We start from the raw sequence: 24,635 nt of genomic DNA on the forward strand, positions 1-24,635 counted from the left end.
TTTGCGAATTAAATTTAGTCATTAAATAATAACATTTGTATAAATTGGTTAAAAAATAACTTACTCTTTTACTAGGGTATAAATATATTTCAATTAAAAAACATAGGTTTATATATTTTTAAAAAATAAAGCATTAATCCCGACTTAAATGCTTTATTTTTATTTATTTTTTTTTATATAAGATGATTAACAACAAGCAAGTTTGATTTTAAGGGTGGTCACATGAAAATGAACTGGATTCCAGCTTATAATACTGGTATCGATGTGATCGACGATCAACATAAAAGAATCTTAGACTATATTAATCAATTAGATTCAGTAGAAGAAAATACCAATCGTGATGATATAAAAAATATTCTAAACGATATTATTGACTATACACAGTCACATTTTACTTTTGAAGAAAGCTTACAAGTAGAAGCACAATATAAATATGCTGTACCACATAAAAAAGTGCATGATTTATTTATAAAAAGAATCGAAGGATATAGACAAAAATTTCAGGACGGGGAATCAATAGAAAATGAACTGCATGAAGTTCTATCAAAATGGCTTATAAATCATATACAACACGATGATGCAGATTATGTCGATTCGGTAAAAGAAAATATGATTGGGGTAATAAAAAAGCAAGAACAACAAAAGGGAAAAGGTTGGTTTAAACGACTATTTTCCTAAGATTTATAATAATAAATAACAATAAGTTTTCAGAATAATAATTTTCAAGACTCAGCGCAGCAAATCATCATTTACATGGTGATTTGCTCTTCTTTTTAACAGTAAGTTTCATTTAAATTTTGACATCGTTATTTGATCTTATTTTGATGTTTTAAAAGATATTTAGTGAGCCAAAGAAGCCTATTTTCGAAAACATCTATAGATTGTGCAAGAAGTCTTTTGATTTTAAAGCGTGACAAAGGCAAAATAGCATCAGTTATATAGACGGAATACGGTATGCAGGACAATTCTATGTCGAGATGGTTAGCTCCACTGATGGCATTTTGCGTTTCATTTTTGATTATCGCTGCAATTGCTTCAAGTGTTGATATCTCTATTGATCGCCAATTAGATTTTTGGTTGCTTTGGTTAGGCACGATGTGCATTTTGGCATTACCTGTGGTGTTTTTGGAAATTGCCTTAGCAAAACGTGCAAAAACATCTTCATTGAATGCTTTAATGAGTTTAACCCGAGATGCGGATGCTTCATCTAAATGGCGTATCGTGGGTTGGTTGGCCGTTGTCTTCATACCATTTTTATCAGGGGCTATGCTCAGCAATAGTAGTCAAATATTGATTGCGCAATCTGGGCTGAGCTTTGCACCAAATCTTGTCTTTATCGGTTTGGCTGTTGTAGCTTTTGCTTTATCTTTTTTGCCACGTCAAATTTTGGCGATTATCACTGCTTTAGGCGTGATTGCATCATTGGTGATGGCAAATGTCATGGGTACAGCTTTGCAACCTTGGCATATGACTGCTTTAGGTTTCAATGAATGGGGCAATGCAACGGTCTTGGCATTGATTGCAAGTGGTCTTGGTTTGGGAATTTATTGGCAAACCAATACTTCTTTGACCCAACAAGAAAGCGCGACTAAATCTGCATTGCCGATTTGGATTGCACAATTACTTGCTGTGATTGCATTTGGTTTCTTTGCGGTTTCAAATCAAATTACAGGCTATACCATCATTGCTGCAACTTTGGCTGCAACTGCTTTATTGTTGCAATTGGCTCGTGAACAACTGCAACAACGTCAAATTTCAATCCTTATCCAATTTGCGGTGATTCTTATTGCACTATTGGTGTGGGCAATCCCACAAGTGAACTCAATTTTCAATGTTGTGTTGATGCTTTGGGGCTTGGTGATTTGTTTGATCTATTCAGTTTTTGTTGGATGGATCATGAAAATCAGTCATTTACGTAAAGCAATGAATTTTAGTAGCGAACTTTTTTATAATGTTTGGCGTATTTTCATTCGTATCATTTTACCGTTGGCTATTGTTATTGCGATGATTTCTGTGATTGGACAGTTATTGGCATGAGTAATCAACAAAAAGTATGGGTTGCTTATGCTGCGCTAGATGAGCAATTTGTGATTGAAGTGGCATTCCAAGAGCAGATGAGTATCTTGGATGCCATAGAGCAAAGTGGTATTCAAAATAAAACAACACTGCCTGAGCCTCTAAACTGCGGTATTTTTGGCGTTAGAGTCAAAGATTTACAAAGTAAATTACAAGCAGGGGATCGGGTAGAGATTTATCGTGCCTTGACGATTAATCCGAAAGATATTCGTCGTAACCGTGCGATCAAAAATCCAGTTGGTCGGTATTGTCGTGGCAATCGTTTTAAGTTATCAAAATAAAATTATTGCTCTGTTTTACAGATAATCGCTTTAAGCTATCGCATTTATTAAAAAAACCCCTCATTGAGGGGTTTCTTTTTATTTTAAAGTGTCTATAGTGAGGGCGCACTTAAGATTGCTTCTTTTGAAGCAGGTAAGCCCGGTTGAGATTCAGGAATGGTATCTAAACCGTCAATTTTGTTGACTACACCAGTGTCATCAAAGTAAATTGTTAAATGCTGACCATGTGCAGCAGGAATCTTAGCTTTTTTGGCATAGGTTCCTGGGATATAGTTGTAAACGTAATCCCAACGTGTTGGATTCAGAGGATCCGCAATTGTTGGGCTACCAAGCAAAAAGCGAACTTGTTGATAATTCATTCCTACTTGAATTTTTGAAGCTTGAGCTTTGGTTAATGGTGTTCCTTGTGGTATATCTACTTTGTATACGCCGAAAACTGAGCACCCACCAAGTAGTAAAGTGACAAATAAGGTCAACATGATTTTTTGCATTTTGCTACACTATCCCAATTAATTATTGATGCATTTGATCTAGGGATAGATCATACTGCATCTCAACATTATTGCATATTCCAACTTAAAATTTGTTTAGAGACCCTTCTTCATGGCTATTTCAAATCAAGATTTACGTAAAGCTGGACTAAAAGTAACTCTTCCACGTATCAAGATTTTGGAATTATTAGAAAATTCAAAACAACACCACTTGAGCGCGGAAGACATTTATAAAACATTACTAGAACAAGGTGAAGATGTTGGTCTAGCTACGGTTTACCGAGTGTTAACGCAATTTGAAGCTGCAGGTATTATTCAGCGTCATCACTTTGAAAACAATCATTCTGTTTTCGAAATTATGCAGGATGACCATCATGATCACCTTGTTTGCCAAAACTGCAATAAAGTAATTGAATTTACTAATGATTTAATTGAAAGCGAACAGCATTCAGTCGCTGATAAACATGGCTTTACCTTGACTGGACATTCACTTAACTTATACGGTTATTGTGATGAGCCTGAATGTCAGGAAGCGATGCGTAAAAAATAAAATCACATAAATACAACAATTAGGGGGAGTTTTATAGCTTCCCCTATTTTATTGCGGTTTAAAAAAACGCTAAATTATACTTTGCGCCACTCTGTTGAATTATTCAACATCATTTTATTTCATCAAATTTATCAAAAGAAATTTTATAATTTAAATTTCTAAAGGCTTGATCTCCACCATTGGCCAATTTAATTTGTAGTCTAAGATCATTGGCCGAATCTGCATATTTCAAAGCATCTTCATAAGTAATCATTTTATTTTGATAGAGCGAAAAAAGTGCTTGATCGAAAGTTTGCATTCCCAATTCATTTGAACGCTGGATGATTTCTTTAATTTCGTGAATATTACCTTTGCGAATCAGATCAGAAATAAGCGGTGAGTTGATGAGTACCTCAATCGCTGCATGTCTTTGACCGCCGTTGCTAGATGGAATGAGTTGTTGTGCAATGATGGCTTTTAAATTTAGAGATAAATCCATATAGAGCTGATTGTGGCGGTCTGTTTCAAAGAAATGAATGATGCGATCCAAAGCTTGATTGGCATTATTTGCATGCAAAGTTGCCAAAACCAAATGTCCAGTTTCAGCAAAAGCGATAGCATGATTCATGGTTTCTCGCGTTCGGATTTCACCAATGACGATGACGTCTGGCGCTTGGCGTAACGTGTTTTTTAAAGCAATCTCATAAGAATCAGTATCAATACCGACTTCACGCTGCGTAATAATACAGCCTGCATGTTCATGAATAAATTCAATCGGATCTTCAATCGTGACGATATGTCCTTTGGTTTTTTGATTGCGATAACCAATCATTGAGGCGATAGAGGTTGATTTTCCTGTGCCAGTTCCACCGACCAAAATGATGATACCACGTTGAGTTAAGGACAAATCTTTTAAAATAGGTGGCAATGCCAGTTCATCAATACTCGGAATTTTGCTTTCGATCCGTCGAATGACCATCGCAGGTTGATCTTTTTGCTGAAAAGCGCTGACCCGAAAGCGGATTGAACTTTCATGATGCGTGATAGCAAAATTACACTCATGGGTTTCAGCAAATTCAATACGTTGTTTTTCACTTAATATAGAAAATAAAATTTGTTGAATTATCTCGCCATTCAATTTAGTTTTAGTGACGGGAATAATTTGCCCATTTATTTTTAATGAAGGTTCTACACCAGCAGTAATAAATAAATCTGATGCTTTTTGCTCGCTCATCAAAGAGAGTAAACCGTAAAAGTCCATGTCATTTACTCCACTTATAGAAATAATTCGGGTTGTTTTGCATAATTTCGAGCAGTCGTTGCAGCAATCGTTCCTTTCGTGACTAAAGCTTTTAAACTCTGATCGAGTGTGGTCATGCCATAACTTGCTCCAGTTTGAATGGATGAATACATTTGAGCGACTTTATTTTCACGGATTAAGTTACGAATCGCAGGAATGCCAATCATAATTTCATGCGCCGCGACACGACCACCTGTTGCTTTTTTTAATAAGACTTGTGATACCACTGCCTGCAAAGACTCAGATAACATGGCACGGATCATGTCTTTTTCTGCGGCAGGAAAGACATCAATTATTCGGTCAATGGTTTTTGAAGCGGAACTGGTATGTAAAGTACCAAAAACCAGATGCCCAGTTTCTGCAGCCGTTAAAGCTAAACGAATGGTTTCCAAATCACGTAATTCTCCGACTAAAATGATGTCAGGATCTTCACGTAGGGCAGAGCGTAAAGCTTCGTTGAAACCGAGTGTATCTTTATGGACTTCACGTTGATTGATCAGACATTTTTTTGAGAGATGAACAAATTCAATCGGATCTTCGATGGTGATAATGTGGTCATAACGGTGATCATTTATATAATCCAACATTGCAGCTAAAGTTGTTGATTTGCCTGAACCTGTAGGACCAGTAATCAAAACGATTCCTCTAGGAAATTCACAAATATCTCGAAATATTTGCCCCATTCCCAATTCTTCTAAAGTCAGTACTTGGCTTGGAATAGTACGAAATACGGCACCAGCCCCCCTATTTTGATTAAAAGCATTGACACGAAAACGGGCAATATTGGGAATTTCAAATGAAAAATCCGTTTCCAAAAATTCTTCAAAATCACGTCGTTGTTTATCAGACATAATGTCGTAGATCAACTGGTGGACATCTTGGTGGCTTAAAGCAGGTAAATTAATCCGTCGTATTTCCCCATCGACGCGTATCAATGGTGGCATTCCTGCGGAAAGATGCAAATCTGAAGCCCCATTTTTGACAGTAAATGCCAATAATTCAGTAATATCCATGAATTCCCCAAAACAAACAAAAAAAATAATTATTTTGTAGGATAATAAGACTTTCCCCAAAGTGAACCAAGCCAATTTTACTGGGGAAAATAAAATAGTTTGAGCAAATGAGAAGCGAATCAATGAATCAGCTAAAAGATGCACTTAGTCTAGTTTTAACAGAGATTGGAAATGCCTGTGCACAGGCAAATAGAAGTGAAAATTCAGTTCAACTTTTAGCTGTGTCTAAAACCCATCCGAGTGAAATGCTCAGAGAAATGTATCAAGCAGGGCAGCAGCGATTTGGTGAAAACTACTTGCAGGAAGCATTAAATAAAATTGAAGAACTTCAAGATCTTGATATCGAATGGCATTTTATAGGGCATGTGCAACGTAATAAAACTAAGCATTTGGCTGAAAAATTTGATTGGGTGCATGGTGTAGATCGCTTTATTATTGCTGAGCGACTTTCAAATCAACGTTTGCCAGACCAAACACCGATCAATCTATGTTTACAGGTCAATATAGATCAGCAAGACACGAAAGATGGCTGTGAGCCAAGTGAAGTTGCGACTTTGGTCAGTGAAATTAGCCAGCTCGAAAATGTAAAACTTCGTGGAATAATGGTGATTCCTGCACCAAATAATACTGCAGCATTTGCAGATGCAAAAAACTTATTTGATCAAGTGAAGTCATCACATGCGCATCCTGAAGATTGGGATACCTTGAGCATGGGCATGTCAGGGGATATGCAAGCAGCAATTTCGGCTGGCTCGACCATGGTTCGTATCGGGACAGCACTTTTTGGTTCACGTGATTATTCTCAAAAATAAACGAATAAAAAGTGAGGAAGTTTTTGAGTAGAGTGGTCTTTTAAAAATAGCACTTTTTAAGCAATTTTTAATACATGCTTAATGCTCAAAACGTATAAGGCATCAATGATTTTAAAATTAGAGAAAATTGATGTCTTTACTGCATGTATTGATTTTAGCAATCGTACAAGGCTTGGCAGAATTACTTCCTGTTTCAAGTTCTGCACACGTCATTTTAGCTGAGAAATTGATGGGATTTGATCCATCAGCTCCTGAAATGACTTTCCTCTTGGTGATGCTACATACAGGAACAATGTTTGCTGTAATCGTATATTTTTGGAAATCTTGGAAGAAGACTTATTTTTCAACATGGCAAGATTTTAAACGCCAAGCATTTTATGTCATCTTAGCGACAGGGATCACAGGTGTTTTAGGGCTAGCTTTACAAGCGATTATCAAACACGTGTTTTTTGGCGGTGCAAGCAGTTTTGAGATTGAACATTTATTTAGCAATTCAAAATTGATGGCGGCAGCATTGGCAACCGTCGGGATTATTATCATTATCGCATCAAGATTTGATGGCAAACAGACAGGCGAAATCAACTTTAAACGCGCTTCAATTATTGGTGCAGTACAAGCGTTTTGTTTGCCATTCCGTGGTTTTTCACGCTCGGGTGCGACGATTTCGACCAGTTTATTTTTAGGGATTTCTCGTCAAAAAGCAGAAGAGTTTAGCTTTGCTTTGGCTGTTGTTTTAACGCCTGCTGTGATTGTCAAAGAGTTTTATCGCTTGATCCATTCACAAGGTTTGCAAAGTAGTCAAATAGGGCATTTGATGATGCCAAGTTTGTTTGGCATGGTGTTTAGCTTTTTTGCAGGTTTAGCTGCATTGAAATGGTTATCTTCTTGGCTTGAACATGGGCGTTGGTACTTATTTGGGATTTATTGCTTGGCTTTTTCTGTAGTGGTTTTGCTTGTTTCATAAGGCGATTTGATCTTGTAATAGCAGATATAAAATAGATAAAACATATTTGAAAATTTTAAAATAATAGACCATAGGCTGTAAGATCATATTTAATGCTTTTACAGCTTTTTTTATATTTTTTAATCAGTTATAAAATAAAGTACATGACTGGACTTTTGATGAAAAAACAGCTTATTATGCTTAAATAATATACATATTATTTCTTTTGATCATAGAATGATGATCTTTGAATAACCTCAGTCACTTGTTCAATATAAGTCAGTTGCTCAATATAAGGATCCGTAGAATGAAAAAAATATATTGGCTTTTCTCTTTAGTTTTTTCAATTTTTTTAGCCGCATGTAGCCAAAAACCGCAAGTAGCAGAACAAGCTGAAGTTAGCCCGATGCCTAAAGAAACGGCTGATTCTGCCAATGTATCAAGAAGCGCTAAAAGTGCGGATATGAGTCAATCGAATCAGTCGGTTCGTTCCGGTGAAAGACTGGGAACAAGCTGGGGAGATGAACTGAGTTCGGATGTGAAAGAGGTTTATTTAAAAAGATTGTCCTCAAATCCGATTGCTGAAACTCAAGTGAGATATGCAAGTAAACAATTTCAAGGAAAATCCATCAACAATATTGCTTTAAATGCGGGAAAAATTACGTTCTCTATCGTGGATGATAACAAAAGAGTTTTACCGTTATATCGTGATGGTCAGTCTTATTACTTATCTGCAAATCAAGGACAAAGCTACCAACTTTTATATGAAAATAGCAGTGACCAAACTTTTGAAATCGTAGCCAGTGTCGATGGTTTAGATGTGATTGATGGCAGCCGTGCTTCACGAAAAAATAGTGGTTATGTACTGCGTCCACATGATCGTTTGTATATTGAGGGTTTTCGCAAAAGTAATTCGGCTGTAGCTTCATTTACCTTTAGCAAACCAAGTGATGCTTATGCTGCGCATAGTTTAAGTGGTTCAATCAACAATACTGGGGTGATTGGTACAGTGATTTATGAGTTGAGAGCACCAAAGAGTAAAACAGTAAAAACGGATACAGGTGGCTATGCACCAGCACCAAATGCTTTTCCAGCAGATCGATAACAACTCATTTTATTAGATATAATAAAAAAGGAAGATTCACATAATCTTCCTTTTTTATTGGGAATATATTCTGCAAGAAGATGGGAATTTTATTAAAAATTTACTCTCATCCTAAGCTTCTCCCCACTGCGTCTTGCGCTGCGATCAAAGCAGTGCTTTGATTCTTGCTCAGGAAGAAGGGACTTTTGATACTCATTTTACAATATACAAAAATATTGTTTTTTTTGATTTATGAAAGAGAATTAGGGTCTGTTGACATTTCAAATTGGTTGCGACGATGAGTGTTTTTTAGATGATATGAGGCGTAGATTGAGAAATTTAGTGATCTAAATGATCAAGCTACAACGAAATAGCATCAAAAAACACTCTCGTCCCGAAGGGTTGTTGCTAAAATTATCTCAGGCATCATTACGAAATTTGAAAATGGTCTCGCCATTCTCTGCATTTCGTGCCTTGCCTGCTCAATTTTAATCAACAACGCAATTCAGTTGTGAAATGTCAACAGACCCTAGTAAATTCTCATAAAGATTAAATAGGATCGAGATGTGTAATCACATCGATCACATCATGTTTTTCCATGACATTATTTCTGGCATTGACGGCAATATCATGACCTTGTCGAACATTCAGCTCACCACTAATTTCCAAATGTGCATCGACAATAATCATATCGCCCATTTTTCGTGTTCTGAGTTGATGTATACCGAGCACGCCCTCAGTCGCTAAAAATGTTTGTCGAATTGCTTCGATTTCTTCGTTATTTACCGCACGATCCATCAAATCATTGAGTGAAGTCCAGCCAAACTGGAGTCCCATTTTGATAATCATCAAGCCGACGATTAAAGCTGCAATTGGATCTAATATTGGATAGCCCATCATATTGCCAGCAATACCAATCGCAACGACTAAAGAAGAAGCGGCATCAGAACGTGCATGCCAAGCATTGGCAACCAACATGCTCGATTTCACTTTTTTTGCGACATTGAGCATGTATCTAAAGAGTAATTCTTTAAAAATCAGTGCAACGATCGCCATGTACAGCGCAATACTATGGACTTGTGCGATGCTTTCTGGGTTCAATATTTTCTGGATGGCATTCCAAAACATCCCCAGACCGACGATCAATAAAATCAGACCCAATAAAAACGAAGCTGCATTTTCAAAGCGGTAGTGACCATAAGGATGATCTTCATCAGGATCTTTTTGGCTATGTCGATTTGCAAATAACACAATAAAATCAGCAACTAAATCACTGAGTGTATGCACACCATCAGCAATCAAGCCTTGTGATTTTGAAAATATCCCGATGAGAATCTGCCCAATGGATAGAAATAAATTGACAATGACACTGACCCAAGTCGATTTACTCGCGGCTTTTGCCCTGAGTTCTGGGCTAATGTGAGACTCATGATGTGTGGGAGTATTATAAAAATTCATAGCATCATTTAACTCATTTTAAGTGATTGCTGAAGTATAAAAATCTATTCGAGGCACTATTCTACGCTGAATTAAGCTTCATCAATAGTTTAAAAATAAATCATTAACCTACGATTTGAATAGTACTTGCGCCTGCTCCAAGCGGTTTCACTTGGATTTGTACTGGAATACGCTCATGCATATCTTGGATATGTGAAATCAAGACGACTTTACGTCCTTGGTTTTGCAGTTGATCTAATGCATTCATCACGAGATGCAAGGAGGAGGCATCCAATGTACCAAAGCCCTCATCAATAAAGAGTGACTCGATTTTCATCGAACCTGATGCCATATTGGCAATCGCAAGTGAAAGCGCCAGTGCTGTTAAAAATGATTCACCGCCTGACAGTGATGCAACCGAACGGGTTTCTCCATCCATATCATGGTCAATGATCGCCAGACTTAATGAATTATCCAGACGTTTTAGGGTATAGCGTTGCGATAGCATATCGAGTTGTTGATTGGCATGTTCGAGTAAAATATCCAGATTGTACTGCTGTGCATAATCACGGAATTTTTTACCTGTTGAATCACCCATTAATCCTGAAATTTTGCTCCAACGATGTTCTTCAGTGTGGACTTTAGCAATCTGTTCCGCAAATTGTTTTTGCTTGGCAAGATTTTGTTGATGCATTTCCAATTTGATTTTGAGTTGTTCACGTAGATCAAAGCGTTGTTTGAGTATTTCGGTATTTTCAACGATCAAATCTTGTAGCTGTTCAAAGCTATTTTTCGGTTGTTGCAATAGATGCTCACTTAGCTGCGACTGCAAGGTTTTGAGTACGGTCAATGCCTCAGAAAGTTGTTGCTCTACCGCTTGTATTTTATTGCGAATCTGTTGTTCTTGATTTGGATTGATTTGCAATAATTCATGCAGATCATTGAGTTGAAAATCGACATGTTCTTTAAGCCAATCGCTAATATTTGCTGTGATTCTGCTTAAACTTTGCTGATTTTGTTGTGACAAAGCCAATAATTTATCCAGCTCATTTTTTTGCTGTTCAAAGTTATTTCTCAGTTGATCAAAGCTTTGCTTGATCAGTTGATATTGTTTTTGCTTTTGTTCACGCTGGATATCATGCTGATTCAGCCATTCATTTGGCTTAACATCATTTAAACCTGTCATGTCAAAGATCAGTTTTGATGCTATTTCAGTATTTTGCTGACCTTTGTGCTTTATCTCAGTTAAATATTGCTGTGTTTCAACATATTGATGTTCTATGTTTTCTAGCTTGAGTTTTACATGCGTGCTTTGTTGATTGAACTGATCGAGCTGCTGTTTATATTGATCGAGCTGATCAAGTTGCAGATTGCGTTGTTTTAACTGTATTAAAATGCGCTGCGCGGTGATGCTGCACTGTTGTTGCCAATGGGCTTGTTCTGTTTCAGATAGACAAGCAACGATATGTTGAATCTGTGTTTGCCAATTTTTCGCTGTATCGAGCAAATTCGCTGTTTTTTGAATGTGTTGATTGAGCTGTTGTTGATGTTTTTGTGCCTGTGCAAACTGTTGCAACTGTTGATCAATTTGCAGAATTTGATGCTGATATTGTTGCTTAAATTGCTGTAATTGTGTCTGAATATCAGATTGCAAATGATTGAAATCAATTTGCAATTTAAGCAGATTTAATTGTTGAGTCAGCTCATTTTTTAGCTTAGCTCGTTTTTCATTTTGATATTGGATCGCTTGTTGGAGCTGAGCTGATTCTGTAGATTTTTCTGTTAGTTTAAGTTGTAGATTTTGCCAGATTTTAAAGCATTCTCTTTCTTTTTGTTCTGCTTGCTGTTGTTGCTGCTGTTGCAATTCAAATAAGGCTTTGGAGAGGGCAGAGTCATCTGTTTTATAAGGATGTGATGTGCTTCCACAGACCATACACGGTTGACCCTCTTGAAGTTCTGCGCGCAAATGTTCAATGTTTTCAGCATGCAAGAGACGTTGTTGTTGCAATATTTGCTGTAATTTTATTTGCTCATCTTTGCTTATTTGATAATTTTGTTCTGCCGTTTTATTTTCAGTTTCTAGCTGTTGTATTTGTGCCGAACATAATTGCAATTTTTCAACGGATTGTGATGATTCCTGTGATAAATCAAAGTATTGAAAAAAGCTTTTTTCTAGCCCTTGAAATTGGTTGAAATGATTGATTTTCAACTCTCGATCAAGACGTAATTGATCAAGTTGCTGTTCAATTTTTTCAAGCGGTCCAAATTGTTCAATGGTTTGCTTTAATTCTGCTTGGTGTGTAGCAAGCTGTGACTCAGTACTCGATAAATCGCCCAGTTGATTTTCGAGATGTTGAATATGTTGGATGAATTGCTCAAGTTGTTGGATATGTGCCGTTAAACCTTTATCTAGCGTTGCAAATTGTTGGCTCTGCTGTATATCGAAGTTACATTGAGTTTGCTGTTGCTTAAGGACTTCAATTTGACGGTTTAAATCTTGATATTGCTGAGTGAGTGGGTGCTTAACTTGGTCAAAATCCAGTAATTTTTGCTGAGTTTTTTTGAAATCAGCTGCAAGATACTCACGTTCCTGTATGCAATTGCGCACCTGATTTAAGGATTCTCGATGCGTATTTTCAAAATCATGCAGATCATTCAGTGTTTTTTCGGCAGCGAGAAACTGTGTTTTTTGCGTACTAAATTGTTGTTCTAATTCATTAAATCGTTGTTGCTGTTTTACGATCTTTGGAGCAAGTTCTTGCTCTGCTGAGCTAAGTTGTTGCTGTTGAAAGGCAACTGAACGAATTGAGGAAAAGATTTCCAGTCTGTTAAGCAGTGATTGCTCTGTCGATAAATTTTGTTTGGCTTGTTGCTGGGTTTCGACTTGTTGTTGTTTGATGCTGATATCTGCATCAAACTTGTATTTTCTTTCAAACCATTGCTGTTGTTGTTCTAGGCTTATTTTTACAGATTCTGATGCTTTAAAATCGAGATCGGCTTGTTTAAATTGATTTTCTAAGTGAGCAAAATCTTCATCTGAAAGAATTTCGATATGTCCTAAAACATTTTCTAAATCTTTACGCTGACTTGCGACAAGTTTGGTTTTTTCATAAGCCAATTGTCCAATTTTTCCAAAAATAGAAGAATTGGTCAGATATTCAAGTAATTCACCACGTTCATTATCTCGTGCTTTTAGAAATGCCGTGACTTCAGATTGCGCCAATAAAACAGCACGGGTGAATTGTTCAAAACTGAGTTGGGTGATTTTATAGATATTGGCATCTACCGCTTTTGCCTTATCGGCAACGACCACGCCATCCGTTAAACATTTTAAATAACGTTGTACGCTTTGCAGTTTTCCGTCAGCTTTTTCACGTGAACGTTTAAGTTCCCAACGCGCTAAATAATGTTTCTGGTCTTGAGCGACAAAGCATAACTCTGCAAAGCCATGGGCCGTACCACGACGTAAAACAGTTTGCGGAGAATTGGTTAAAAGTTCTGATCCATCAACATCCTGCAGTTTGCCATCGCTATCTTTGAGTCTTGGTATACGATTGAAGAGTGCCAAACACATGGCATCTAAAATGGTAGATTTTCCTGCACCTGTTTTGCCAACGATCGCAACCAAACCTGCATTTGCTAAAGGTTCTGCTTCAAAATCAATAAAATGTTCACCTGCAAGAGATGCCAAGTTTTTTATACGAATCGATAAAATTTTCATGACAAATCCTTAAACATCAAATTCATTTTCAATACGTTTTTGCGCTTCATGAATGAGGCTTTGAAAATCTTTAAAGACCTCATCATCATTTGCATAGCCTTGTTTTTCCCAAATTTGCTGAAACAGTTTTTCAGGTGTTGGTGGCTCTAAGCTGATATGCGAAAGCTTTTGTTCTTGTTCGCCGGCATTCAAATACTGTCTAGAAATACGCACTAAACGATAACGATTTTGCGGTAAAGCATCTTCAAATTGTTGTCTTAAATTGGGCTGTGGAGGCGTATTGGTATGATATTCAATATCTACATATTCACGTTGCTCGATGTCCTCGATTTCACCACTGGCTAAGGCTTTGAGTTGCTGAAAGACATCATTTAACTCACCTTTAATTTTATGAAGCTGCACACTGCGAGGGATGTGTAGTGCTTCAAATTTAAAACGAGAATCGTCATGTTTTGTTGGGTCAATCGTGACTTCAACGACTTGGTGTTTATAATTAACTTCACTAAATGACAGAGGAATAGGTGAGCCGCTATAACGGATATTGTCTTGACCGACTTTTTGCGGTTTATGTAAATGCCCAAGCGCAACATAATCAATCGCATCATCAAATAAAGAAGTAGAAAGTGCTTCTTCATTTCCAATGATAATCGGACGTTCAGAATCAGAAGTTTCACCGCCTTGCATATGCGCATGTGACATTAAAATCAAGGCTTGGTCAGCTGTTTTTCGAGATTGAGCAATCGCAATCAGTTGTTTATGAATGTATGCGATAGCACTTTGACTATTATGGGTTTCTTCATTAAAGCCTGTGATTTCAGCAGATCTTAAAAATGGCAGTGCTACACACCATGCAACGACATTTTGTTTTTGATCATAAATAGGAATAATTAAACGCTCTAAATCCAGTTGATGTTCGGCTGTTTGTCTTAAAACCCCAACCGCTTTTGCATTTTGTTTTTCCAATAATGGCTCAACTTGTTCGATCCGATAACCAGAATCATGATTACCTGCAATCATTAACGTTTGCATTTGCGGAGCGAGATGTTGTGCATCTGCTAAAAATTGGTAGAGCTGACGTTGGGCAGAAGAAGCAGGATTGATGACATCAAAAATATCACCTGAGATCAGCAAGGCATCAGGCTGTTTTAATTTGATCTGATCAAGTAACCAAACTAAAAATTGTTCATGCTCATATTGACGAGAGTGACCATAAAAATACTGCCCCAAATGCCAATCAGAAGTATGAAGAAAACGTACTGCCATAACTGCCCCCATTGTTAAGTTTTATAGTAGCGAAAATGAGGAATCAAGTTCCAGTCTTTTAGAGAATTTAAGGTCAAATTATCGTGAAGTGTTTGGCTGACAGTATTTTACTGGTCTAGTAAAATTTGCCTACTCCAATTTGAAAGCCATTTAAAATACTCATCTAAGATATAAAAGGCTGATTATTGATTTTCAGATAAAAAGTTCATTCCTATATTTAATTTTTACTATAGTATGTGTCGCTAACAGATATTAAAAAATTAAAGTCTTATTTGAGAATAATATGTTCAATAAATTTCTATGTTCAAGTTTCATTTTAACTTCAATTTTTCTTAACTCAGCGCATGCTGACGATGTTTATTATCAATTTGGCGATACGGCATTGGCTTTTGATCTTGATTCAATTGTCTATGATCTTCCAAATAAAAATAAGTTTGATATCACCGCAACCCGAAAAGTTGTCGGGCAGGTTGAGACTCAAAACTATACAGGCAATTTTGATGAGGATAATATCACCCAATATCATATGCGTTTTGATTGTAAAAAGAAGACCCTACAATTTTTAGACATGATGATAGGTGATAAAAATAATGGTGAAGTCAAATATAAAAACACCGAAAAAGGTCCAGTGATAAAGGCTTTGCAAGGCAGTGATCAGGATATGCTCAATCTTGTTTGTAGTAATGCAGAGACAGCTTAGTAGACTTTATAGATTTAAAAAGACTAAACCATGATTTGGCATTTTTGATCACACTTGGAAATGCCTCATCTAGCGAAGTGCGTTCTATGAAATATGCTATAAAAATTGCTCATTTCCTTAATCAATCTGAAATAGCTACAGATGCGATCAAGCGCATTTATTTAAATAATATAAGAAAAAACATAGCCTTAAGATTGATGGGAGGCATTTTGTTTATATTGTTCTATTTAAATGCTATTCAAAACAACGAAGGTCTAAATGTTATTTTTGGAAAAATAAAAGCCAGCGATTCGAGTGATGGTGAAATCGCTGGCTAAAATACTTCTAAAATTGGTTAGGCTGCTATACTAAACCCATCCTTGAAGCATGTTTTATAGTCTCTTGGAGTGATGGAAGGTCACCGAAATGATTGCGGATGCCAGAGCAATTGTGTCGGTTGCTACGACCTTATACTTATATAACGTCAAGAGTTTTACTTTGGTTGACAAGAAATTTAAAAAAAGTTGAATTTTTTTTATAATAGGTAAAATTCTTTCTATTTTGGCGCTAAAGATGCAGTCTCTACGCAGATACTATTGCTACTTTTTTATCCTTTGTCTAGTCCTGACCATGATTTTTGGTGTCATTGCTGCGGTGTTACCTCAACCTGTGGCTGCAGCATTAACAGCGTTCCCGTATTTGATTTCGATGATTGGTATTTTATTTATCTTTTTAAAGAAACAAAAACGTGCACCCAGTACTAAAGAGCGTAACCATTTTGCTTTGGTTTTTGTTTTAATTTTCTTTTTTTACAATTTGGCTTTTGCTTTACTCGGACAGATATTTTTCTCGATGGGTGAACCTGAAGCTTGGCAAAACTGGTGGATGCAAATAAGCAACGGGCAGTTCATTTTTATTTTAATTGCTCAATTATTGATCTACATGATACCACTTTATTTAGTCACTTTTTGGTTTTATGGTAAACAGTCTCACAGAATGGCAGATAAAATGTTTAATTCATAATAAATTGCTCAAAAAAAATGCTTTATTAATTGATTTGTAATGCTTATTTTATAGTCAGGGTGTTTAGATTTTATAGGTGGTGAAATGTACAAAGCCACTGTTTTAATGACAGGTGCTTCGGGCTTTATAGGTAAGCATTTAATAGAATATTTTACTCAACAACAATATTTGGTGATTGGCTTAAGTCGTAAAACAAATAAAGTTTCACCTAAAAATAATTTGATTTGGGTGAATGATTTTTCTGAAATCCAAACCACCCAGATTGATTATGTGATCAATCTTGCAGGTGAAAATATCGGAAACGGTCGTTGGACTGATTTCCGCAAAGATTTGCTGATTTATAGTCGGGTCAATTTAACGCTAGCACTTTATCAATGGTTAGAAAAGCACGGGATACGTCCTAAGTGCATTATTTCTGGTTCGGCGATTGGCTATTATGGCATTGATCCTAGCGAGCGCTGGAATGCAGTTTTAGATGAAACTGCTCCTGCACAAGATATTTTTATGTCTGAACTTTGTCAAAAATGGGAAAGTACAGCGCTTAATTTTTTTGAACAAAATACTAAAATTATTCGATTGGGTGTGGTCTTCGCTAAACAGGGCGGAGCTTTGGCAAAAATGCTCTTACCGATTAAATTTAATTTATTTAAAAAAATTGCGACAGGTCATCAGCCTATCGTTTGGGTGCATATTGAGGATGTGATTCGTTGTATCGAATTTTTATTTAATCATCATTCAACTCAGAAAATTTATAATCTCGTCGCACCTGAGATGATTATGCAAAAACAATTTGCAGAAGCTGCTGCAAATATTTTAGGGAAAAAGCCTTTGTTCAATTGCCCAAAAAAATGGTTAAAACTGCTTTTAGGTGAACAGTCTCAATTGATTTTAAATGGGCAATATGTGATTCCCAAAATGCTGATTCAAGAAGGCTTTCAGTTTAAACATTATGTGCTTGAACATGCCCTTGAGCAGCTTTTAGACAGCTGAAAGGTATTGTTTCAAACGGTCTGTTGCATAGGCTTGCGGATTGACGATGGTTTTTTCGTTCAACATCAATTGGCGAAGTAGACGTGCTGAAGCAGGTCCCATGCACAATCCGTTACGATAATGCCCGAAATTTGCCCATACGTTATTTAAATTAGGCATTTTACCGATATAAGGCACGCCATCTGGTGAGCCTGGGCGTAAACCTGCCCATTGTTTTTCGATTGGAAAATTTACCAACTCAGGAACCATTTCAAAACACGCTGTCAAAATATCCTGTTTGGTTTGCACAGTAGGCTCAGTATTGAAACCGACATGTGCCACACTTGAACCGCAAACAATATGACCATCCATACGTGGAATCAGATACATGACCTTGTTCATACACATGGTCGGCAACCAATTGGGCGGTGTTTTAAAGAGCATCATTTGTCCTTGCACAGGTTGAATAGGAATCGACAGTTCGAGTTGTTCAGCCCATTTTGCAGACCATGCACCTGTGGCTATGATAAATTGATCAGCATAATAATTTTGTCCAGACTTGCTTTTGATCGATTTGATTTGATCATTTTCGATATCTAAATGTTCAATCTCGGTATGTTGGTAAAACTGCACATTGGGATGTTGTTTTAGATATTGCTCAATGGATTGAAGCAAACGTGGATTACGAATATTGGCAATTTCAGGGAAATAAATCGCGTGTTTAAATTGATCAGAAATCAGTGGATTGATTTGTTCTAATTGTTCGCGTTGTAAGTATTCTGCATATTGCATAGGTTCTTGATAACGATCTTTATAATCAAGACCTATTTCAAAATCCTCTTCATCAAAGATCAGCATCCCCGTTTCGTGGATTTGAAAATCAATCGCAGAAACAGGTTGTAATTTGTGATTCCATTCTTGGTAGAGCGTTTTTGCAAATTGTGCAAGTTCATTGACTGCTCGTGGATAGCGCCAAGGATACATCGGTGAAAGTATTCCACCGCCCGCCCAAGAAGCTGCTTTACCCACTTGTTGTTGATCAAAGATACTGATTTGGCAACCTTGTTCAACCAATTCTAAAGCAGACAGTAAACCACTCACGCCTGCACCAATTATGGCGATATGCATCATGCACTCTTTGTTATTTAAAGTCGGAGAAAATTGCTGATAACCGTAGTTATCAGCAAGTGATTTGAGGTTTAACGCATTTCTTTCAATTTGCGCGCAGCATCTTCTGCAAAATAAGTCCAGATCCCATCAGCACCTGCACGACGGCAGCAGAGTAGAGTTTCCATAATGACACTTTCAGATAACCAGCCATTTTGGATCGCTGCTGCAAGCATGGCATATTCACCACTGACTTGATAAATAAATGTTGGGACACCGAAAGTGTCTTTAACCTCACGAACCACATCAAGATAAGGCATACCCGGTTTGACGATGACCATGTCTGCACCTTCTTGTAAATCCAGTGCAATTTCATGTAAAGCTTCAGCGCGGTTACCTACATCCATTTGGTAGTTGTACTTATTACCACCTTTAAGGTTGGAAGAAGAGCCTAAAGCGTCACGGAATGGACCATAAAAACTAGAAGCATATTTGGCAGAATAAGCCATGATATTGGTATAGATATGTCCATTGGCTTCAAGCGCTTGGCGGATTGCACCAATACGGCCATCCATCATATCACTCGGTGCAACGACATCAGCACCTGCCTCAGCATGGCTCAAAGCTTGTTTAACCAAACATTCAACGGTTTCATCATTGAGTACATAGCCTGTATCATCGATGATGCCATCTTGACCATGTGTGGTATATGGATCAAGTGCGCCATCAGTAATCAATACCATTTCTGGTAATTCTTTTTTTAGCAGACGTAAAGTATTTTGGATCAGACCATTTTCATGCCAAGCCGCTTCGGCTGTTAGGCTTTTGTCTTCTTGCGGTGTAACTGGAAATAAGGCAAGTTTAGAGACACCGAGCTCAAGCAAAGTTTCCGCTTTTTTCAGGAGTAAATCAGCCGATAAGCGTTGCACATTTGGCATGCTTGGGACATCTTGAGTTTGTTTTTGACCGGGTAACACAAAAACTGGATAGATCAAGTGGTCAGCAGTAAGTTGCGTTTCACGTACCATCGCTCTTAGTTTGTCATTTTTACGGATACGACGCATGCGAGTGGCAGGAAAAGCAGGACGATTGAACGTATAAGTCATAACAATCTCAGTGATCAGTATTAAACTATGGGCTATTGTAGCCCTATTCATCAAGATTTTGGGGAAAGCATTGGCTTTTTTCTCAATATAGGATTTTTGATATATTTATGACTGACTCCCAAAAAAAATGGACTGGTAATATCCACCTCGGTGCAAAAGTGGATATTAATGTTGTCCTTAGCCAGCTTACTCAAGCATTTAATGCCTCGCCTTATTTTGCCTATAACACCATGAAAATGCGTGTGGTTGATGGTCAGATTCAAGGTTATTTGGAAATGCAACCGAACCTGATTGGCAATACTGCATTTCAAATTTTACATGGTGGCGTTGCTGCGACCTTGTTGGATAGTATTGGTGGAATTGTTGCGATGGGTGAGTTGTACCAACGTGCAGAACCTGAAAGTTTGCCAGAAGTGATGAAAAAAGTGGCTCGTATGGCAACCGTGGATATGCGTGTGGATTATCTCGCTCCAGGTCGAGGTCAGCATTTTATCGCTACAGCTGAAGTGCTGAGAATGGGGCGTAAAGGTTGTACCATGCGGATGCTGATGGTCAATGATGAAGGCAAGTCGATCGCTGCTGGAATTGCATCGTATGCTTTTTAAGCAAATTTAAAGCGATCATACGTATATTAATAGAGACATTAAAGAAATTTTAGTGTCTTTTTTTGATTGAAAATTTGACTAAATAGTAAAAAATTTTGATATTTTTCAATATGATTTAGTAATTGAATACTCTGTAGTTACATTTAAATTATCTTAATTTGAGTTTTGTCGGTAAAATTGCCAGCACAATTGAATAAAAATCGACGTAATTCTACATTTTCATACTTTAGGACATTTTCTAATTCTAAGATATTTAGAATGCAGATTTTGTGACCTTGTAAAAAGTCTGAACATGTAAAAATAGCATTAGGAATATACGATGACGGATGCACAAAATACCACTGCACCTGAAACTGAGGCTGCTGAAGCTGCAAACGATGCAGCAATGAAAGCCAAACGAAAAAAAATGCTGAGCATTTTGGCACTGATCCTCATAGTCGCTGCCATTATTTATTTGCTATGGGCATTTGTATTTCATCAAACAGTAAATACAGACAATGCCTATGTGGGTGCAGATAATGCTGAAATTACCTCAATGGTCAGTGGACAGGTTGCAGATGTCCGTGTGAGCGATACACAAGCGGTAAAAAAAGGCGATATTTTGGCAGTGATTGATGATCGTGATGCCAAAATTGCTTTGTCTCAAGCTGAGGCACAATTGGCTAAAGCAAAACGTCAATATACACAAAGCTCTGCAAATAGTAGCTCTTTGACTTCGCAAATTTTGGTCTCTGCTGATGATATCAATAGTGCCAATGCTCAAGTAGCCCAAGCTCAAGTCGCATTGAGTAAAGCACAAGATGAATATAAACGCCGTACTCAATTGGCTGCTTCTGGTGCGATTTCTAAAGAAGAATTGGCAACATCGTTGAGTACTTTGAATAATGCTCAAGCAAGTGTAAATGTTGCGAAAGCAGGGCTAGCCCAAGCTGAATCAAAACGTAAAGCAGCTCAAAGTAATTTGGATGCAAATGAAGCCTTGATCAAAGGGACTTCGCAAGATTCGACACCTGATGTGTTGGTGGCTTTGGCTCAGTTAGACCAAGCTAAACTTGATCTACAACGTACAGTGATTCGTGCGCCTTTGGATGGTGTAGTTGCGAGCCGTACCATTCAAGTCGGACAACGTGTTGCACCAGGTTCAGTCTTGATGACTGTCGTGCCTTTAACACAAGTTTATGTCAATGCAAACTTTAAAGAGAGTCAACTTGAAAAAGTTCGTGTGGGTCAATCTGCAACGTTGACATCTGATCTATATGGCAGTGGTGTTGAATATCATGGGAAAGTGGTTGGGTTTTCAGGTGGTACAGGTGCAGCATTTGCTTTGATTCCTGCACAAAATGCGACAGGAAACTGGATCAAAGTCGTACAACGTCTACCCGTACGTATTCAATTGGATCCTAAAGAGCTACAGGAGCATCCGCTTCGTGTCGGTTTGTCTATGGATGCTACGATTGATCTGAAATCGAAGTAATCGCCCATGAATAGCACGAGCCATTTCATGCCCGGAGAGCTAAAAGGCGGTAGGCTGATGCTTGCTGCTTTTATTTTGGCGCTTTCCAATTTTATGGTGGTCTTGGATATGACCATCGCCAATGTATCTGTTCCACATATTACCGGAAGCCTTGCCGTATCCAGTTCTCAAGGAACATGGGTGATTACCTCTTATGCAGTAGCTGAGGCGATATGTGTACCACTAACTGGTTGGTTAGCTGGACGCTTTGGTGCTGTCCGAATCTTTTTAATTAGTCTGATTGGTTTTACGGTATTTTCCATTTTGTGTGGCTTGTCGACGAGTTTGGCAATGTTGGTGATCTGTCGTATCGGGCAAGGTTTATTTGGTGGTCCGATTATGCCACTGACACAAACTTTGTTGATGCGTATTTTCCCACCCGAAAAGCATTCTCAAGCCATGGGTATGTGGGCCATGACCACGGTTGTTGGTCCGATTTTAGGTCCAATTTTAGGTGGTTCAATCAGTGATAACTGGTCTTGGCATTGGATCTTCTTTATCAATATCCCAGTGGGGATCGCCTGTGCAATCGGTACGATGCGTTTGTTGCGTAGTGCTGAAACGCCAATTTTAAAATTGAAAATTGATTCCATTGGCTTGGCATTATTGGTGCTTTGGATCGGTGCTTTACAGTTAATGCTGGATCTCGGTCACGAGCGAGATTGGTTTAGTAACTCCTTTATTTGTAGTTTAGCCGTTATCACAGTCGTTGGATTTGTGGTGTTTATGATTTGGGAATTTACCGAAAAACACCCAGTCGTTGATGTGAAAATTTTTAGATATCGAGGATTCTCCATTGCAACGATGTCCTTGGCGTTTGCATTTGCGGCATTTTTTGGCAGTATCGTGCTGATTCCACAGTGGCTACAAATCAATATGGGCTATACCGCAACATGGGCTGGTTATCTGACTGCGACTATGGGCTTCGGTAGTTTGACCATGTCACCCATTGTGGCAAAACTTGCGACCAAATATGATCCACGGGCATTATCTAGTTTTGGTTTGATCGTGCTTGGGCTGGTCACATTGATGCGGGCATTTTGGTCAAATGAAGCTGACTTTTTTACTTTAGCATTACCACAAATGATCCAAGGTTTCGCCGTTCCATTTTTCTTTATTCCTTTGTCAAATATTGCATTAGGTGCAGTTCGACCTGATGAGATCGCTTCGGCAGCGGGTTTGATGAACTTTATTCGTACCATGGCTGGCGCGATTGGTGCTTCGATAGCAGTGACCATTTGGGATGATCATGCCAAGCTTGCACGTAGTGAAATCGTATCAACGATGCATGTGCAACCGACACAGCAAAATTTGATTAATCATGGTATGAGCCCTGAAACTGCCTTGGGTATGATTTCAAATCTCGTTGATAAAGAAGCATTAACTTTATCGGTGAATCATGTCTTTTTAATCTTTGCCATGCTGTTTATTTTTGCAGGACTGATTATCTGGCTTTGCCCTAAACCTAAAGGCAGCGTCGGAGCAGGGCATGCACATTGATTTATAGATGCTTTACAGCACCGAAGCCTAATTTATGCACATAGATTAGGGTCTGTTGGCATTTCATAACTGAATTGCGTTGTCGGCTAAAATTGAGCAGGTAAGGCACGAAATGTAGAGAATGGCGAGACCATTTTCAAATTTCGTAACGATGCCTGAGATAATTTTAGCCACAACCTGAGCAAGAACAAAGCACTGCTTTGTTCGCAGCGCAAGGCGAAGCGAAAGGACGAGAGTGTTTTTTGATGCTATTTCGTTGTAGCTTGATCATTTAGATCACTAAATTTCTCAATCTACGCCTCATATCACCTAAAAAACACTCAGCGTCGCAACCAATTTGAAATGCCAACAGACCCTACACCTTTTTAATGTCCATCGGAAAGTGCTTTAGAAAATCCAACCAGTTGAATAGGTAAAGTCACGATATCAGCAACGACGGTCAAAGGTAAGATTGCCACATGGGCTGCTTTAAATAAACCAGATCGTTCACTTTGCTGTCTCACCAAGAGTTGGACTGGTTCTCTAAATTGGTATTGCAAAGGTTTTTGATTTGCCTGTTTTTTTAATGGAAAAATCTTGTAATGAATTTGTTGGGTACATTGATATTTCTGTGCATTTAAATCAGTTTCACAACTAAAATCTAAAGCTTTCAGCTGATTTTTTTCACTGTTCGTCACTTGATTTAACGCTTTATTATATGAAACATTTAACGCTTCCATAATCGGACGTTTAGGATCCGTAATCACGACACTAAATAGATGATTAGATACCCGTGAACTTGCTGAAATCGTGACATGAGACAAATCCAGTTGTTTGACGATATCCACTAAAATCGTTTTTTTTGAGCTTGAGCGATTGACGACCTCGATCAAATAATCTTGTTTTTGCCCCAAAATAACCAAAGCATTTTCATGCTGAGCAATCGGTTCACGAGGAATCCCATAAGCAAGTAATTGATCCGAAATTAGCGTTTTATATTTATAACTAGACTGATTCATACTCTCAACTGTCGAAAGAGTCATACAGCTACTGAGTAAAGTTGATAGACAGGTGACAATGGCAATGCTTTGAATTTTCATGATTAGTCTTTATTTTCCTTATATTTTTTAAAATGATATTTGTAGCTTAATCGCTCAAAATAGCCTATGTATTTTGAGCGATGGAAATAACATGTTTTACATCG

The 24,635-nt window shown here is 37.8% G+C and carries 23 protein-coding genes; 14 read left to right on the forward strand and 9 right to left on the reverse strand.

The annotated features are described in order from the left end of the window. Positions 1–222 precede the first annotated feature (222 nt). From F960_RS08780 to F960_RS08790, 3 genes are all read left to right on the forward strand, one after another. Positions 223–678 carry a bacteriohemerythrin gene (locus F960_RS08780; protein ID WP_004862829.1) on the forward strand — a complete coding sequence of 152 codons (456 nt, stop codon included), beginning with the start codon at positions 223–225 and terminating at the stop codon, positions 676–678. A 276-nt stretch (positions 679–954) separates the two neighbouring features. Then, positions 955–2,037: a membrane protein gene (locus F960_RS08785; RefSeq protein WP_035373825.1), complete on the forward strand. Its 1,083-nt coding sequence runs from the start codon at positions 955–957 to the stop codon at positions 2,035–2,037. Continuing rightward, entirely contained in the window at positions 2,034–2,357 is a 324-nt protein-coding gene (locus tag F960_RS08790; protein ID WP_004862836.1) for an RnfH family protein, read from the forward strand. Before F960_RS08785 ends, F960_RS08790 begins: the two co-directional genes overlap by 4 nt. Positions 2,358–2,449: 92 nt before the next feature. On the opposite strand, the gene F960_RS08795 is transcribed toward F960_RS08790, so the two are convergent. Next, a complete protein-coding gene (locus tag F960_RS08795) occupies positions 2,450–2,848 on the reverse strand; it encodes an outer membrane protein assembly factor BamE (RefSeq protein ID WP_004862841.1) in 399 nt (132 codons plus the stop codon). A gap of 112 nt (positions 2,849–2,960) precedes the next feature. On the opposite strand from F960_RS08795, the gene fur reads away from it, so the two are divergent. Continuing rightward, positions 2,961–3,398 carry a ferric iron uptake transcriptional regulator gene (gene fur, locus F960_RS08800; protein WP_004862846.1) on the forward strand — a complete coding sequence of 146 codons (438 nt, stop codon included), beginning with the start codon at positions 2,961–2,963 and terminating at the stop codon, positions 3,396–3,398. A 109-nt stretch (positions 3,399–3,507) separates the two neighbouring features. On the opposite strand, the gene F960_RS08805 is transcribed toward fur, so the two are convergent. Together F960_RS08805 and F960_RS08810 are read right to left on the reverse strand one after the other, a co-directional pair. After that, positions 3,508–4,638 (reverse strand): PilT/PilU family type 4a pilus ATPase, encoded by a 1,131-nt coding sequence (locus tag F960_RS08805; RefSeq protein WP_004862848.1) that lies wholly within the window; start codon positions 4,636–4,638, stop codon positions 3,508–3,510. Positions 4,639–4,652: 14 nt separating this feature from the next. Further along, the gene (locus tag F960_RS08810) at positions 4,653–5,690 is read right to left on the reverse strand and encodes a type IV pilus twitching motility protein PilT (protein WP_004862851.1); all 1,038 of its coding nucleotides are present in this window, start codon (positions 5,688–5,690) and stop codon (positions 4,653–4,655) included. A gap of 122 nt (positions 5,691–5,812) precedes the next feature. Here F960_RS08810 and F960_RS08815 point away from each other — a divergent pair, with 122 nt between their 5' ends. From F960_RS08815 to F960_RS08825, 3 genes are all read left to right on the forward strand, one after another. Then, positions 5,813–6,502, forward strand: a complete 690-nt coding sequence (locus F960_RS08815; protein WP_004862854.1) for a YggS family pyridoxal phosphate-dependent enzyme — start codon at positions 5,813–5,815, stop codon at positions 6,500–6,502. Positions 6,503–6,632: 130 nt separating this feature from the next. Then, positions 6,633–7,466, forward strand: coding sequence for an undecaprenyl-diphosphate phosphatase (locus tag F960_RS08820; protein WP_004862856.1), 834 nt, complete (start codon positions 6,633–6,635; stop codon positions 7,464–7,466). Between the two features lie 286 nt (positions 7,467–7,752). Next, positions 7,753–8,550, forward strand: a complete 798-nt coding sequence (locus F960_RS08825; RefSeq protein WP_004862860.1) for a YajG family lipoprotein — start codon at positions 7,753–7,755, stop codon at positions 8,548–8,550. Positions 8,551–9,078: 528 nt separating this feature from the next. On the opposite strand, the gene F960_RS08830 is transcribed toward F960_RS08825, so the two are convergent. From F960_RS08830 to F960_RS08840, 3 genes are all read right to left on the reverse strand, one after another. Further along, the gene (locus F960_RS08830; protein WP_004862864.1) at positions 9,079–9,987 is read right to left on the reverse strand and encodes a cation diffusion facilitator family transporter; all 909 of its coding nucleotides are present in this window, start codon (positions 9,985–9,987) and stop codon (positions 9,079–9,081) included. Positions 9,988–10,090: 103 nt separating this feature from the next. Then, positions 10,091–13,687 carry an AAA family ATPase gene (locus F960_RS08835; RefSeq protein WP_004862867.1) on the reverse strand — a complete coding sequence of 1,199 codons (3,597 nt, stop codon included), beginning with the start codon at positions 13,685–13,687 and terminating at the stop codon, positions 10,091–10,093. Between the two features lie 9 nt (positions 13,688–13,696). Then, a complete protein-coding gene (locus F960_RS08840) occupies positions 13,697–14,950 on the reverse strand; it encodes an exonuclease SbcCD subunit D C-terminal domain-containing protein (RefSeq protein ID WP_004862869.1) in 1,254 nt (417 codons plus the stop codon). A gap of 283 nt (positions 14,951–15,233) precedes the next feature. On the opposite strand from F960_RS08840, the gene F960_RS08845 reads away from it, so the two are divergent. From F960_RS08845 to F960_RS08860, 4 genes are all read left to right on the forward strand, one after another. Beyond that, positions 15,234–15,650, forward strand: a complete 417-nt coding sequence (locus tag F960_RS08845; protein ID WP_004862873.1) for a hypothetical protein — start codon at positions 15,234–15,236, stop codon at positions 15,648–15,650. A gap of 86 nt (positions 15,651–15,736) precedes the next feature. Continuing rightward, positions 15,737–15,967 carry a hypothetical protein gene (locus tag F960_RS08850; RefSeq protein WP_035373830.1) on the forward strand — a complete coding sequence of 77 codons (231 nt, stop codon included), beginning with the start codon at positions 15,737–15,739 and terminating at the stop codon, positions 15,965–15,967. Between the two features lie 235 nt (positions 15,968–16,202). Continuing rightward, positions 16,203–16,652 carry an ABZJ_00895 family protein gene (locus F960_RS08855; protein WP_035373832.1) on the forward strand — a complete coding sequence of 150 codons (450 nt, stop codon included), beginning with the start codon at positions 16,203–16,205 and terminating at the stop codon, positions 16,650–16,652. An 84-nt stretch (positions 16,653–16,736) separates the two neighbouring features. Beyond that, complete coding sequence (locus F960_RS08860; RefSeq protein ID WP_004862879.1) at positions 16,737–17,642, forward strand: TIGR01777 family oxidoreductase; 906 nt, start codon at positions 16,737–16,739, stop codon at positions 17,640–17,642. Here the strand turns inward: F960_RS08860 and thiO are convergent. Further along, on the reverse strand, positions 17,631–18,749 hold the full coding sequence (gene thiO / locus F960_RS08865; protein ID WP_004862884.1) for a glycine oxidase ThiO: 1,119 nt from the start codon (positions 18,747–18,749) through the stop codon (positions 17,631–17,633). The two genes, F960_RS08860 and thiO, sit on opposite strands and share 12 nt — an antisense overlap. Positions 18,750–18,820: 71 nt before the next feature. Beyond that, positions 18,821–19,834, reverse strand: coding sequence for a porphobilinogen synthase (gene hemB / locus F960_RS08870; RefSeq protein WP_004862886.1), 1,014 nt, complete (start codon positions 19,832–19,834; stop codon positions 18,821–18,823). A gap of 107 nt (positions 19,835–19,941) precedes the next feature. Here hemB and F960_RS08875 point away from each other — a divergent pair, with 107 nt between their 5' ends. From F960_RS08875 to F960_RS08885, 3 genes are all read left to right on the forward strand, one after another. Beyond that, the gene (locus F960_RS08875; RefSeq protein WP_004862890.1) at positions 19,942–20,439 is read left to right on the forward strand and encodes a thioesterase family protein; all 498 of its coding nucleotides are present in this window, start codon (positions 19,942–19,944) and stop codon (positions 20,437–20,439) included. Between the two features lie 319 nt (positions 20,440–20,758). After that, on the forward strand, positions 20,759–21,913 hold the full coding sequence (locus tag F960_RS08880; RefSeq protein WP_004862894.1) for an HlyD family secretion protein: 1,155 nt from the start codon (positions 20,759–20,761) through the stop codon (positions 21,911–21,913). A gap of 27 nt (positions 21,914–21,940) precedes the next feature. Next, positions 21,941–23,452, forward strand: coding sequence for a DHA2 family efflux MFS transporter permease subunit (locus tag F960_RS08885; protein ID WP_004862898.1), 1,512 nt, complete (start codon positions 21,941–21,943; stop codon positions 23,450–23,452). A gap of 365 nt (positions 23,453–23,817) precedes the next feature. On the opposite strand, the gene F960_RS08890 is transcribed toward F960_RS08885, so the two are convergent. Continuing rightward, complete coding sequence (locus F960_RS08890; RefSeq protein ID WP_004862900.1) at positions 23,818–24,531, reverse strand: YidX family protein; 714 nt, start codon at positions 24,529–24,531, stop codon at positions 23,818–23,820. Between the last annotated feature and the right edge of the window lie 104 nt (positions 24,532–24,635).

The organism is Acinetobacter gerneri DSM 14967 = CIP 107464 = MTCC 9824 (assembly GCF_000368565.1).
Taxonomy (GTDB): domain Bacteria; phylum Pseudomonadota; class Gammaproteobacteria; order Pseudomonadales; family Moraxellaceae; genus Acinetobacter; species Acinetobacter gerneri.

Bases quoted from the DNA above. Each gene is read 5' to 3' on its own strand.
- F960_RS08860 (WP_004862879.1), top strand. From the start codon at position 16,737: ATGTACAAAGCCACTGTTTTAATGACAGGTGCTTCGGGCTTTATAGGT.
- F960_RS08830 (WP_004862864.1), bottom strand. From the start codon at position 9,987: ATGAATTTTTATAATACTCCCACACATCATGAGTCTCACATTAGCCCA.
- F960_RS08890 (WP_004862900.1), bottom strand. From the start codon at position 24,531: ATGAAAATTCAAAGCATTGCCATTGTCACCTGTCTATCAACTTTACTC.
- fur (WP_004862846.1), top strand. From the start codon at position 2,961: ATGGCTATTTCAAATCAAGATTTACGTAAAGCTGGACTAAAAGTAACT.
- F960_RS08805 (WP_004862848.1), bottom strand. From the start codon at position 4,638: ATGGACTTTTACGGTTTACTCTCTTTGATGAGCGAGCAAAAAGCATCA.
- thiO (WP_004862884.1), bottom strand. From the start codon at position 18,749: ATGCATATCGCCATAATTGGTGCAGGCGTGAGTGGTTTACTGTCTGCT.
- hemB (WP_004862886.1), bottom strand. From the start codon at position 19,834: ATGACTTATACGTTCAATCGTCCTGCTTTTCCTGCCACTCGCATGCGT.
- F960_RS08825 (WP_004862860.1), top strand. From the start codon at position 7,753: ATGAAAAAAATATATTGGCTTTTCTCTTTAGTTTTTTCAATTTTTTTA.
- F960_RS08790 (WP_004862836.1), top strand. From the start codon at position 2,034: ATGAGTAATCAACAAAAAGTATGGGTTGCTTATGCTGCGCTAGATGAG.
- F960_RS08880 (WP_004862894.1), top strand. From the start codon at position 20,759: ATGACGGATGCACAAAATACCACTGCACCTGAAACTGAGGCTGCTGAA.
- F960_RS08885 (WP_004862898.1), top strand. From the start codon at position 21,941: ATGCCCGGAGAGCTAAAAGGCGGTAGGCTGATGCTTGCTGCTTTTATT.
- F960_RS08845 (WP_004862873.1), top strand. From the start codon at position 15,234: ATGTTCAATAAATTTCTATGTTCAAGTTTCATTTTAACTTCAATTTTT.
- F960_RS08875 (WP_004862890.1), top strand. From the start codon at position 19,942: ATGACTGACTCCCAAAAAAAATGGACTGGTAATATCCACCTCGGTGCA.
- F960_RS08820 (WP_004862856.1), top strand. From the start codon at position 6,633: ATGTCTTTACTGCATGTATTGATTTTAGCAATCGTACAAGGCTTGGCA.
- F960_RS08855 (WP_035373832.1), top strand. From the start codon at position 16,203: ATGCAGTCTCTACGCAGATACTATTGCTACTTTTTTATCCTTTGTCTA.
- F960_RS08780 (WP_004862829.1), top strand. From the start codon at position 223: ATGAAAATGAACTGGATTCCAGCTTATAATACTGGTATCGATGTGATC.
- F960_RS08795 (WP_004862841.1), bottom strand. From the start codon at position 2,848: ATGCAAAAAATCATGTTGACCTTATTTGTCACTTTACTACTTGGTGGG.
- F960_RS08785 (WP_035373825.1), top strand. From the start codon at position 955: ATGCAGGACAATTCTATGTCGAGATGGTTAGCTCCACTGATGGCATTT.
- F960_RS08810 (WP_004862851.1), bottom strand. From the start codon at position 5,690: ATGGATATTACTGAATTATTGGCATTTACTGTCAAAAATGGGGCTTCA.
- F960_RS08815 (WP_004862854.1), top strand. From the start codon at position 5,813: ATGAATCAGCTAAAAGATGCACTTAGTCTAGTTTTAACAGAGATTGGA.
- F960_RS08835 (WP_004862867.1), bottom strand. From the start codon at position 13,687: ATGAAAATTTTATCGATTCGTATAAAAAACTTGGCATCTCTTGCAGGT.
- F960_RS08840 (WP_004862869.1), bottom strand. From the start codon at position 14,950: ATGGCAGTACGTTTTCTTCATACTTCTGATTGGCATTTGGGGCAGTAT.
- F960_RS08850 (WP_035373830.1), top strand. From the start codon at position 15,737: ATGAAATATGCTATAAAAATTGCTCATTTCCTTAATCAATCTGAAATA.